14 protein-coding genes and 1 pseudogene are annotated in these 11,294 nt (G+C 68.0%); 6 read left to right on the forward strand and 9 right to left on the reverse strand.

The annotated features are described in order from the left end of the window. Positions 1-133, forward strand: a pseudogene (locus KQ307_RS01670) (IS1595 family transposase); the annotation flags it as partial. A 558-nt stretch (positions 134-691) separates the two neighbouring features. Here KQ307_RS01670 and KQ307_RS01675 read toward each other — a convergent pair. Next, the gene (locus tag KQ307_RS01675; protein ID WP_259726731.1) at positions 692-1,333 is read right to left on the reverse strand and encodes a 2OG-Fe(II) oxygenase; all 642 of its coding nucleotides are present in this window, start codon (positions 1,331-1,333) and stop codon (positions 692-694) included. Then, positions 1,330-1,818, reverse strand: coding sequence for a protein phosphatase (locus KQ307_RS01680; RefSeq protein ID WP_259726732.1), 489 nt, complete (start codon positions 1,816-1,818; stop codon positions 1,330-1,332). Before KQ307_RS01680 ends, KQ307_RS01675 begins: the two co-directional genes overlap by 4 nt. 102 nt (positions 1,819-1,920) lie before the next feature. Between KQ307_RS01680 and KQ307_RS01685 the strand changes: the two genes are divergently transcribed. The 5 genes from KQ307_RS01685 to KQ307_RS14850 are packed head-to-tail and all read left to right on the forward strand — an operon-like array spanning position 1,921 to position 5,928. Beyond that, on the forward strand, positions 1,921-2,181 hold the full coding sequence (locus KQ307_RS01685; protein ID WP_259726733.1) for a hypothetical protein: 261 nt from the start codon (positions 1,921-1,923) through the stop codon (positions 2,179-2,181). A gap of 43 nt (positions 2,182-2,224) precedes the next feature. Next, positions 2,225-3,136, forward strand: a complete 912-nt coding sequence (locus tag KQ307_RS01690; RefSeq protein ID WP_259726734.1) for an oxidoreductase — start codon at positions 2,225-2,227, stop codon at positions 3,134-3,136. A 26-nt stretch (positions 3,137-3,162) separates the two neighbouring features. Then, positions 3,163-4,407, forward strand: a complete 1,245-nt coding sequence (locus KQ307_RS01695) for an extracellular solute-binding protein (RefSeq protein WP_259726735.1) — start codon at positions 3,163-3,165, stop codon at positions 4,405-4,407. Between the two features lie 10 nt (positions 4,408-4,417). Further along, on the forward strand, positions 4,418-5,638 hold the full coding sequence (locus KQ307_RS01700; RefSeq protein WP_259726736.1) for a mechanosensitive ion channel family protein: 1,221 nt from the start codon (positions 4,418-4,420) through the stop codon (positions 5,636-5,638). A 50-nt stretch (positions 5,639-5,688) separates the two neighbouring features. Further along, positions 5,689-5,928 (forward strand): N-6 DNA methylase, encoded by a 240-nt coding sequence (locus KQ307_RS14850; protein WP_399253929.1) that lies wholly within the window; start codon positions 5,689-5,691, stop codon positions 5,926-5,928. A gap of 106 nt (positions 5,929-6,034) precedes the next feature. On the opposite strand, the gene KQ307_RS01705 is transcribed toward KQ307_RS14850, so the two are convergent. The 7 genes from KQ307_RS01705 to KQ307_RS01735 form a co-directional block, all read right to left on the reverse strand. Further along, positions 6,035-6,547 carry an HPP family protein gene (locus tag KQ307_RS01705; RefSeq protein ID WP_259726737.1) on the reverse strand — a complete coding sequence of 171 codons (513 nt, stop codon included), beginning with the start codon at positions 6,545-6,547 and terminating at the stop codon, positions 6,035-6,037. Continuing rightward, the gene (locus KQ307_RS01710) at positions 6,544-6,819 is read right to left on the reverse strand and encodes an MSMEG_0570 family nitrogen starvation response protein (RefSeq protein ID WP_259726738.1); all 276 of its coding nucleotides are present in this window, start codon (positions 6,817-6,819) and stop codon (positions 6,544-6,546) included. The genes KQ307_RS01705 and KQ307_RS01710 overlap by 4 nt, the downstream gene beginning before the upstream one ends. Before the next feature lie 67 nt (positions 6,820-6,886). Then, positions 6,887-7,885, reverse strand: coding sequence for a sll0787 family AIR synthase-like protein (locus KQ307_RS01715; RefSeq protein WP_259726739.1), 999 nt, complete (start codon positions 7,883-7,885; stop codon positions 6,887-6,889). Further along, a complete protein-coding gene (locus KQ307_RS01720; RefSeq protein ID WP_259726740.1) occupies positions 7,882-8,526 on the reverse strand; it encodes an MSMEG_0567/Sll0786 family nitrogen starvation N-acetyltransferase in 645 nt (214 codons plus the stop codon). Before KQ307_RS01720 ends, KQ307_RS01715 begins: the two co-directional genes overlap by 4 nt. Next, positions 8,526-9,671, reverse strand: a complete 1,146-nt coding sequence (locus KQ307_RS01725) for an MSMEG_0568 family radical SAM protein (RefSeq protein WP_259726741.1) — start codon at positions 9,669-9,671, stop codon at positions 8,526-8,528. Before KQ307_RS01725 ends, KQ307_RS01720 begins: the two co-directional genes overlap by 1 nt. After that, positions 9,664-10,713 carry a Nit6803 family nitrilase gene (locus tag KQ307_RS01730; RefSeq protein WP_259726742.1) on the reverse strand — a complete coding sequence of 350 codons (1,050 nt, stop codon included), beginning with the start codon at positions 10,711-10,713 and terminating at the stop codon, positions 9,664-9,666. The genes KQ307_RS01725 and KQ307_RS01730 overlap by 8 nt, the downstream gene beginning before the upstream one ends. Positions 10,714-10,715: 2 nt before the next feature. Beyond that, entirely contained in the window at positions 10,716-11,198 is a 483-nt protein-coding gene (locus KQ307_RS01735; protein ID WP_259726743.1) for an MSMEG_0572/Sll0783 family nitrogen starvation response protein, read from the reverse strand. Positions 11,199-11,294: the final 96 nt, after the last annotated feature.

The following is an 11,294-nucleotide window of genomic DNA, read 5'->3' on the forward strand; positions in this document are numbered from 1 at the left end:
CCTGGGTGCCTTCAATTACCGCTTCAACCGGCGCTTCAACTTGGCAACGATGACTGAGCGAGTGGTTCATGCCATCTGCAGCTGCGGCGCTCGGCCGGAACGCTTCTTGAGGAGTGCGGAGCCAGCTACCTAATCAAGTGTAGATTTGTACACAGTCTAAATAGTATGAGTAAGAGCCGAAATTATTGCCGATCACAAGAATTGGATTCTCTGGGACGAGATGGTTTTCGCCCACAGAGCTTCCCGAGCCTCCTGGGAAGAATGCCCTGCCTGCAATTCTCGTAACAGGCCCCTTCGGAACGGGAACTACCTCGTAATCTCCCCTATCGCATATAGGGTATTGAATGTTAGAAGTTTCGAGTAGTTCAAATAGCTTTGAATGGATGCTCATAGATCCTCCAGAAGATGTCTAACGCTGAATGGGCGGGTCCGGTATCCACGCTAAACCCAGGCTTTTTGACAGTCTAAGAACCATTGCATTGGCTACCTCTTGGCCTTGAATCGGCAGCGGCGCCAGGCTTTTGCCCTTTGAAGCGGTTGCAGAGCCGGATCTTATGCGGATCCGCTATCCACCCATGCCAAAAGGTTGATCTGTTGCTCAAGGTTCAGCTCACACGCGAGTAAGCGACCTGGGGCTCTTGGGCCATAACGCTTCTCCACACATGCCCATTCCCCGCCGCCAACCTGCGCTTCAGCTGCTCGCAAGCCGAGCGATGTAATCCTCCCGCCTGCCCGTGTTGATCCAGCCAGTGGCGATCGTCTTGGTGTGCTCGTGGCTCACCCGGCCGCGGTGGATGTGGGAGATGCCCGCCGGGAAGATCGCCAGGGTGCCTTTCACGGCTTCCACGTGGTGGTCTTGCCAGTGGAATTCGGTGCCGCCGTCGGGCACATCGTTGCAGTAGAGGATCCAGGCCAGCACGCGGCGGATCGGCTCGGTGGCCTCGTCGCTGGTGGTCCAGTCGCAGTGCCAGGCGTGGAAGGCTTCGCCGGGGGCGTAGCGCTGCAGGTTGAAGATCGGCAGCACGAACAGCGCCTGCTCCGGCGCGCATTGGCGCAGCAACGGCCGCTCCTGCAGGTAGCGCTCCAGCCCGGCGTTCACGCCGCGCACGATCACCTCAGCCAGGGCGAAGGCTTCCGGATCGCTGCGGTCGATCGCCACCAGGCTGATGTCGGTCGACACCTTGGCAGGGGTGGCTGGAGCAACGCCTTCGGCCTGCGGTTCGCCGAAGGCGACGCCGCGGCGTTGCAGGTCGGTGCGGCGGTCGTAGAAGGCGCAGATGCCGTCGGCGAGGGCCGCATAGCCGGCGTTGCGGTAGGTGCCGATCAGGTTCATGGGTGGGCCACCGTGCTGGTGTGGGCCGCCGCGTTGGCCCAGGGCACGGCCACCAGGCCCTCCAGCTGCTGCCAGCCGGCCGGATCGCCTGCCACCCGCTCGCTCAGCCCCACCCGGGCCAGCGCTTCGGCCACCCGTTCAGGCGACAGCTCCACCGAGGGGTGCAGCGGCAGCACCACCACCTGGCTGTCGGCTGGATCGGCCAGCAGGCGCAGCTCCAGATCTTCCAATGTGCGCTCGAAGAAGGTCTGCCGCAGCCGCCGCGCCAGGGCCGGCTCCAGTGCTGCCGCGAAGCGCCGCAGGCCCTCGTCGTCGCCGCTGCAGCCACAGCTCAGCGCCAGCCAGATCATCAGCTTGGCCCAGCTCTCGGCGGTCCAAAGCGGCGGGAAGCTGCTGCGGTGCTGGCGCACCAGCTCGCCGATCGCGAACTCAAACAGCGCCGCCTGCAGCACGGCGGGATCTGACGCCTTGGGAGGGGCTGACATTCAAGGCACAGCAGGTCCAGACGCCAACACTGCCACCACCCCTTCCCTGGCCAGCGGAGCCAGCAGGGGGGCAAACTACAGGGGCCTCAACGTGACAGACCCATGGCCCTCGACCTCAACGATCCGGATCTGGAGTTTGCGGATCTGGTCTACGCCTACCAGAGCTGGGTGATGGCGGTGATCAACGACGAGAAGCTCGGCGCCGAGGACAAGCTGCTCACCGACGACATCGCCGAGGACGCCCTCAACGCCATGCGCTTCCTGCCCGGTGAGGTGACCTCAGCGATCGAAACCAGCCTCGCCCGCGTCTACGACGTCGATCCCGACGAACTGGCCGACCTGCTGTTCCCCGCCGAAGACTGACCCACAACAGCCCAGCAGAAACCACCACGCAGCCGCCACGCCGATGCGCTGGACCATCGCCGACATCCCCGATCAGACCGGCCGGATCGCCCTGATCACCGGTGCCAACAGCGGCCTTGGCCTCGAATCGGCCCGTGCCCTGGCCGGGCGTGGCGCCACCGTGGTGCTGGCCTGCCGCTCCCGGCGCAAGGGGGAAGCGGCCAGGGACGTGCTGCTGCCGGCCGCGGCCGCCGGGCTGGAGGTCCTGGAGCTCAACCTCGCCGATCTGGCCAGTGTGCGGGCAGCGGCGAACTGGATGGCCGAGCAGTACGGCCGGCTCGACCTCCTGCTCAACAACGCCGGGGTGATGGGCACACCGCGGCAGCTCACCCACGATGGTTTCGAGCTGCAGTTCGGCACCAACCACCTCGGCCACTTCGCCCTCACCATGGCCCTGCTGCCCCTGCTGGAGCAGCGGCCCGGCTCCCGGGTGGTAACGGTGACTTCCGGGGCCCAGCATTTCGGCCGGATCGCCTTCGATGATCTGCAGGGTGAGCACCGCTACGACCGCTGGGCGGCCTACGGCCAGAGCAAGCTGGCCAATGTGATGTTCGCCCTCGAACTCCAGGAGCGCCTCTCGGCGAGTGGCAGCAGCCTCGCTTCCCTGGCCGCCCATCCCGGCCTGGCCCGCACCAACCTGCAGCCCGCCTCTCTGGCGGCCGCCGGTTCGCGGCTGGAAGGGCTGGCCTACCGCCTGATGGACCCGCTGTTCCAGAGCGCCGCGATGGGGGCACTGCCCCAGCTCCATGCCGCCACGGCCCCCGAAGCGCGCGGCGGCGAGCTCTACGGGCCTGATCAATGGGGGGGGATGCGGGGCTGGCCCACCCAGGCGCGGATCGCCCAGGCCGCCCTCGATTCCAGCCAGCGGCGCCGGCTCTGGGAGCTGAGTGAATCGCTCACGGAGGCTCGGTCTTGAGGCCATGGCTGCGGATGGCCGGCGCCATGGCCAGCTCCCTGGCCTTGTCGCTGGGGCTGAGCGGCTGCAGCGATGGCCTCCTCTCCGACACCCTGTTCATTTTCGTTGAGAACGAATCCAATCAGACCCGACAGGCGGAGATCGGCGATTCCAGGGGTGTGGTGGAAGGCCTGCTCAAGGATTTCGAGCAGGTCAATCCAGGCGTCCGTATCCAGGTGCGGCATTTCTCAAGCGAAGAGATCCTGCCGGCCACCACCTTTCGCTCCTCCCGCGCCCTCGGTCCGGATCTGCTGGTGACAAGGGTGATCACGGCACTGAAGCTGCACGAGCAGAAACTGACCACCCCGGTGCGGTTTTCCGGCAAGCGTCTGAGCGAGATCCACCCCCGCTTCCTGGCCGAATTCCGACTCACCGAAAACACCTTGCTGGCCGTTCCGCTGCTGGCTGAACCGCAGCTCGCCTGCTTCAACAAGCGCCGCGTTCCGGCTCCACCCACCAGCCTCGACCAGCTGATCGACCTCAGCGCCAAGGGGATGCGGGTGGGCCTCCCCCTGGGTGCCACCGAACTGTTCTGGACGGCCAGCGGCAACGGAGCCGCTGACAGCCTGATCACCCTGCTCGGCTCCGAGCAAGCCGGCAAGCAAGCCGGCGCCGCTTCCCCAGCGATCACGCCCACCGACCAGCTCCGGCTGCTGGGCTGGCTCAACTGGCTGGACAACGCCAACCGGCAGCAGAACGTGGAATTCGCCGAGGAATCGATCGATCTGGTCGAACGGCTGGGCAAGGGAGAGCGGGACTGGATCAGCTGCAACAGCCTCTGGCTGGGCCGCCTGAGCAAGGAGCTCGGAAGCTCGCTCGGGGTGTCGGAGCTGCCGGGTGCGAACGATCAGCCGGCCACCACGCTGACCCGGCTGAAGGTCTGGAGTTTCGGCGAACACTCCAGCCCCCGCCAGCGGGAGCTGGCGGAAGCCTTCGTGCTGTTCACCCTCAACACCGTGAATCAACGCCGGCTGATGCAGGCCGGCCCCGGTAATCTGCCCGTGAACAGGGAGGTGCTGATCCCGGTCAAGAGTTCCCGCCGCTTTGCGGCGATGGCTGCCAGCCTCGACCACTCCCGCATGTTGAGCTTCCGCCATCCCGACAGCGTGGAGGAACGGGTGGGCCAGTTGCACGACCTCCTGCGTCAGTTGATTGTGGGAACGATCGATGCTCCTGGGGTGCTCCGGGACCTGAACGATCCCGGCGCCCCCCCCGACCTGGACACCCCCTGAAGCCCGGCCGATGGACAAACTGCTCATCGAGATCTCCGGCTGGCTGGGCTACCTCGGCCGCCCCCTGGTGCTGCTGCAGGGGTTGATGATCGCCGCCCTGATGCTGGGCTATCGCTGGGGAATCCAACCCCGCCTGGCCGCGCGCGCCCCTGTGGTGCGGCTGCTGGGCACACTCGGGTTGCTGCTGGCGCTGCGGCTCGGCGCCCAGCTGCTCCAGGTGCTCGGGCAACCGAGCGGCCTGGTGGAGTACACGGTGAGGATCTATGCGATCTGGCAGGTGCTGATCGCGGGGCGGGTGCTGCTGACCCAGCGCTTCGGAGCGACGCCGATCGATCGGTTGTACGGCCGGATCATCAAGCCGATCTTTCTGCTGTTCCTGGCGGGGTCCCTGGTGAATCAGTTCGATTCACTGGAAGACTTTGCCGACATTCCACTCTTTCCCCTGTTCAACGAACCGCTCACCACCGGCGGAATCGTGCTGCTGTTCAGCATTCCCTATTTCCTGGTGGTGCTCTCGGAGTTTCCGGTGACCTGGCTGGGCAGCCTGCTGCAGCGGCTGCTGGGATTCAGCCGGGGCACCCGCGAAGCGATCCAGATCGCCTGCCGCTACCTGCTGGTGGGCGGCGGGTTCCTCTGGGTGCTGCACCGGATCGGACTGAACGCCAACGCGATCGCCGCCGTGGCCGGCGGTCTGTCGGTGGGGCTGGGTTTCGGCGTGAAGGAGGTGTTCTCGAACTTCATCAGTGGGTTGTGGCTGCTGTTCGAGGGGTCGGTGGGTCCTGGCGAGATCCTGTTCATCGATGGCGACCCCTGTGAGGTGCGCAGCCTCGGCATGCGGGCGGCGGTGCTCTGGCGCGACCGCGACAACGCCGAGCTGGTGGTGCCGAACCAGGACTTCTTCACCAAGACCACCACCACCTACACCGGCAGCGACCGCATGCGCCGCAGCCAGGTGGATGTATCCGCCGCCTATCAGCACGACCCGGAGCTGGTGATCCGCCTGCTGGAGCAGGTGGCCCTGGCCTCCCCGCGGGTGCTGCCCCAGCCCGCCCCGAAGGCCCTCCTGCTCAGCTATGGCGATTCGGGCATCAACTACGCGCTGCGCTACTGGATCGCCAATCCAATGGACAACGCCGGCATCAAGAGCGAGGTGTCCACGGCCGTCTGGCACGCCTTCGCCAGCGAAGGCATCGAAATCCCCTTCCCGCAGCGGGTGGTGCACCCGGGGTGAGGGTTGGGTGGCAGCTGCTGAAGCCTTCCTGGTACGGCGCCGGCGAAACCGTGCGCCGCAATCTGCTCAAGGAATGTGAGGTCCACACCCTGCTGCGCCTGCCCACCGGCATCATTTACGCCCAGGGCGTGAAGGCCAAAGTGCTGTTCTTCGACCGCGGCCGGGTGCGGAAGCTCCGTGGACAAAAACCGTGTGGGTGTACGACCTGCGCCCGAACATTCACCTCACCCTCAAGACCAAGCGCATGGCCCGCGCCGACCTTGATGAAGTCGTGGCCTGCCACAAGGTGAGCTTGATCTCTTCTGGCTCCGCGACGAGAGCCTGGAAGACTCGGCCAATCTTCCCGAGCCGCACCTGCTGGTTGATTGCTGCGTTGCCTGGTTTCAGCAATCAAGTTCACCAATACTTCGGATACCTGCCAACCCTCACCGCGTTGTTGTAAATCAGCGCCACCGCCGTCACGATCACGGCGCCCAGCACGGTGGGAAACAGCAGAAAGCCCCAGCCTGGCTGCAGCAGGAACACGATCACCGGATTGGAGCCGGCCGGTGGGTGCACGGTGCCGGTGGCCATCATCACGGCGATCGCCGTGGCCAGGGCAGCGGCCATGGCCCACCACTGCGGTCCGAACAGGCTGAGAAACAGCAGACCCACGGCGGAGCTGAGCGTGTGGCCCAGCACGATGTTGCGCGGCTGGGAAAAGGGCACATCGGGGTAACCGAAGGCCAGCACGCAGGTGGCGCCGAAGGAGCCGAGCACCAGTTCCTGGCCAAGGCCAAGGCGCAGCAGGGCAACGGCGGCGATCGCCAGGAAGCCGCCCAGCCAGGCCAGGGCGATGGCCCGGCCGGCTGGGCGAGGGGGCAGTGGCGCCCGGTCACCGCGGAACTTGGCGAGGAAGGAGACGTTCATGCGGCGTTGATCTGAACGAACTGGTCGGCGGCGTAGGCGGTGGCGGTGTGGCGCAACTTGCTGCGCTCCTCATCGGTGCGCGTGCAGGCGAAGCCGTAGCGGGCCCGCACCCGCTCGGACGCCTCCGCCAGGGCACGCTCGGCGCGCTGCTGCAGCTCCCCCACCGGCAGCCGCTCGCCGGGCTTCAGGTGCTGCAGGATCACCGTCGATGGCGAGTAGAGCGTGGTGAGGTGGCCATCGGGCCATTCGAGCTGGAGCAACACTTCGGGCATGGCCGGAAAGCAGAAGGTGGAGTTGAGCGGTGAACGGTGCTAAGCACTGGCGGTGAAAGCTGCACGCCTACCCCGACGGCACCGGGCCGAAGCCGGTGAGCGCCTCGGCGCCGCTCCACAGCAGCTCCTCGCCACCGCCGGCCCGCAGGCGCACGCCCGGCTTCGCCGTGAAGCTGCCGATCGGCTGGCAGATCAGCGCCGGCCCATGGCCCTCTGCCGCGACGGCCTCCCGCAGGGCCGGCTCCTGCTCCGGGGCCACCGCCAGCAGGAAGCCGAAGCTGGGGAAGCAGGCCAGCCAGTCGTCCAGCGGCACGCCATCAGGCGGGGTGATCGCCTCAAGCTCCAGCGCCAGGCCGCAGCCGGCGCTCTCGCAGAACATCACCGCCGTGCCCACCAGGCCGCCCATGCTGATGTCCTTGGCGGCATGCACCACACCACTTTCGGCCAGCTGTGCCGGCAGGGCCAGCTGGCGGCGCAGCAGCTCCGGCGCCGCGGTGGTGGCCGCATCCCAGAACAGATCAGGGTGGCGCATCTGGCCGTCGCCATTCACCAGCAGGAAGCAACGGTCGCCGGGGCGGGCGAACCGGGCCGAGAGCACAGCCCCGGCGGCCGTGCCCAGCACCGCCACCGCCAGCGCGTCATAGGGGCTGCTCAGGTTGGTGTGGCCGCCCACCACCGGCACGCCGAAGCGCGCCGCCGCCGCCTGCAGGCCCGCCAGCACCGGCTCGGCCCGCGCCGCGTCGCGGCACCAGAGGCTGTTCACCAGCGCCAGCGGCCGGCCGCCCATCGCGGCGATGTCGCTGAGGTTCACCAGCACCCCGCACCAGCCGGCGAACCAGGGATCCTTGATCAGCAGGCCCGGATCCATCCCCTCGCTGGCCAGCAGCAGCTGGCCGCTGCTGGCCGGCAGCAGGGCGGCGTCATCGCCGAGCAGGGCGGCCGGGCCGAGCGCGGCGAAGGGCTGGTGCGGGAAATGGGCGGCGGGGTGCTGGATGGCACGCTTGCCCTGCAGGCCGGCCAGGGCACGCAGCCGCGCCGCCAGCGGCGCCAGGTCGATGGCGCTCATGCCACCGGGCGGCGTTCCCGCGACGGGCTGTAGTAGCTGAGGTCGGCCTCCATCAGGTGATGGGGCAGGCCCTTGATCTCCAGCCGCTCCACCGAGCGCCAGTGCAGGCGTTGGAAGAAGCGCACGTTCTGCTCCTGCACCGTGGCCAGGAAGCGGTCGCAGCCCCAGCCGTTCGCGGTGGTGACGGCCTTCCAGATCAGGCCCTTGCCGATCTGGTTGTGGCGGCGGAAGGCGGCATCCACACCGAGCCGGCCGCCGTACCAGAGCCGTGGTTCCTGCTCCAGGATCCGCACCACCCCCACCACCGGCCCCGTGCCGCCCTGGTGTTCCCCCGCCCGGTTGGCCCCATGGGCGATCGCCGCGATCGGCGTGGCGACCCCATCGCGATCGTCGCGGTCGGAGGCTTCGAACAGGTGCTGCTCCTGGCAGAAGATGCGGCGGCGCAGGTGCCAGTAGCCAGCCAGCAGCGGTGTGCCGGGGCGCAGCAGATGAAAGGAGAAGCGCTCGGAGCTGGCCGAGGGCGAGAGGCGGAAATCCTCGGCGTCGATGCCGAGGCCCCAGCGCACCGATGGGGTGAAGGCGGCCGGCGCCGAGGTGGGGCTGCGGCCGATCTCGTGGCTGGAGGGATCAATGAAGAACATCAGGCGCTGGCGGAGCCGCCGCCCGCCGGAGGGGTGGCCGCCTGCTCGAACAGCGACAGGGCCGAGCAGGCGCCGCACTTGGCGCAGCCCGCCGACATCGCGGCAGACCGCAGATCCGACGCCGCCAGTTGCTGGGCGACGGCTGTGTAGATCTCCACCATGAAGGCGGCGCTGGGCGCGGGATGGTGCTCCAGCGGCGTGCCGCTGATCGGCACGAATGGCACCACGAAGGGGTACACACCGGCGGCGATCAGGCGCTCGCTGCAGGCCACGATCGCGGCGGCGCTGTCGCCCAGCCCCGCCAGCAGATAGGTGGACACCTCGCCGCGGCCGAACACCGCCACCGCCTGCGCGAACGCTTCAAAATAGCGCTCCAGGCTCAGCTCCGCCTTGCCCGGCAGGATGCGGCGCCGCACATCGGGCTCCACCACCTCCAAGTGCATGCCGAGGCTGTCGACGCCGGCGTCCTTCATGCGCTGATACCAGATCGGATCCTCCGGCGGCTCGCACTGGGCCTGGATCGGCAGGTTCACCCGCGCCTTCACCGCCGCTGCCGTCTCGGCCAGCAGGCGGGCGCCGCGGTCGTCGCTGTTGGGGGTGCCGGTGGTCATCACCAGCTGGCGCACCCCATCGAGCCGCGCCGCTGCTTCCGCCACCTCGGCCACCTGGGCCGGGGTCTTTCTCACCACGGTGCGGCCATCCTCAAGCGATTGCTCGATGGCGCAGAACTGGCACGACTGGCTGCGGTCGCGGAAGCGGATGCAGGTCTGCAGAAGCGTGGTGGCCAGCACATCGCGGCTGTGCAGCAGCGCGATCGAGCGGTAGGGCGTGCCGTCGGCGGTGTGCAGGCCGTAGAAGCGCGGCTCCGGCGGAGCCTCCACCTGCACCGCCACCCCCAGCGGCGCCTCCCGCCGCAGCTCCAGCCCGGCGGCGCCGGCCTCCAGGCGATAGGGCGAGCGCTGGGCGGCGCTGCTGTAGACGGGCACCATCACCGTGGTGCCATCGAGGCTGAGGGCGCGGTGGTCGGAGGGGCCGGCACCGCCGCGGCGACCCTTGTTGCCGGGCACCCCAGGTTCCACGAGGCCCTGAACCTGCAGGTCGGTGACGAGCCGCGCCAGCGCGGCATGGTCGCGGGGGTCAGCCATGGGGAACCGGCTCCGGATGGGAAACGAGCGGGGGCGGCACGACCGCCAGGGGGTGCGGCAGCAGCTCCGGAAACGGCTCCAGCAGTGCCGGCAGGGCGGCGGGCGCTCCGCCGTCTCCCTGCTCCTGCACCTGACGCGCCGGCGTGCGATCGAGGCGCAGGCCCAGCAGGTCGGGGCGGCTGTAGTGGCCCACGCTGTCCATCATCCGTTTGCGCTTGGTGATCAGGGCCGGGTCGAGCTCGGCGATCGCCAGCCCTTCCCCCTCCGGCAACGGACCCGCCAGGTAGCGGCCTTCCGGGCTGATCACGGCGGTGTGGCAGCCCCCCTGGCACGCCTTCTGCAGCGCCGGATCCGTGGTGATCCGCTCCAGATCCGCCGGATCCAGCCAGGCGGTGGAACTCACCACGAAACAGCCCGCCTCCAGCGCGTGGTGCCGCAGGGTCACGGCCGTCTGCTCGCTGAAGATCGGGCCCACCAGCGACCCGGGGAACTGGGCGCAGTGGATCTCCTCCCCCTGGGCCATCAGGCTGAAGCGGGCCAGGGGGTTGTAGTGCTCCCAGCAGGCCAGGGCACCGATGCGTCCCAGCGCCGTGGGCACCACCGTGAGGCCGGACCCATCGCCCTGCCCCCACACCATGCGCTCGTGATACGTGGGGGTGAGCTTGCGCCGCTTCAGCAGCAGCGTGCCGCTGGCGTCGATCAGCAGCTGGGCGTTGTAGAGGCTGCCGCCCTCCCGTTCGTTGATGCCCAGCAGCACGTGCATGGCGTGCTCGCGGGCGGCGGCCGCGATGCGGCGAAGCGCCGGGCCTGGCACCGTCACCGCCTGCTCATAGAGGCGCAGGTGGGAGCGGCCCATCAGCGCCGGCGGCTCCACGAAGGAGAAATAGGGGTAGTAGGGCAGGAAGGTTTCGGGGAAGACGATCAGCTGCACCCCCTGGCCGGCCGCCTCCCTGATCGCCGCCAGCACCCGTTCCACAGACCCCTCCAGGCTGTAGAGCACCGGACGGATCTGGGCGGCGGCCACGACGATCGGGCCGTTCATCGTCAGAGCGTCCAGGTGTCGAGGATGAAGGCGCCTTCCTTGCGGTGCAGCAGCACGATGTCGAGCACATCGAGCGGATTCACCGGGGTGATGCCCGCCATCAGCGCCCCTTCGCCGTGGCCGTAGAGGGCCTGGAGGGCAAAGCGGCAGGCATACACCTTGCCGCCCTGGTCCATGAACTTCTGCAGGCGGGCGTTGAAGTTGAGATGGCCGTCGAAGGCGGCATCCCCGAGCTTGGGGAAACCGCGCTGCACCCCGAGGGTGACCCCGGGTCCGTACAGAAGGATCGAGGTGTCGAAGCCCTTGTTGATCAGGCGACTGGCCTGCAGCAGGTTCACCAGGCCGATCGAGCCTTCGAAGGCCACGGTGTGAAAGGTGATGAGCGCTTTTTCGCCAAGTTCCGCCTTCACATCGGGGAACACCTTCTCCTCGTAATCCACGAGGAAATCGCCAGGTTGATTGGCGGGGCGGGTGACCTCAGGCATGAACCAGCGACCTGTCATGGAAACGGCGTCACGACCCTGCACCAGGCGTGTGTGAACTTGTGTATCGGCAGGCACCAAACCAGCCGGGCGCCCTGG

It is taken from the genome of Synechococcus sp. CS-1326 (assembly GCF_025128115.1).
In the GTDB taxonomy this organism is placed as follows: Bacteria; Cyanobacteriota; Cyanobacteriia; order PCC-6307; family Cyanobiaceae; genus Regnicoccus.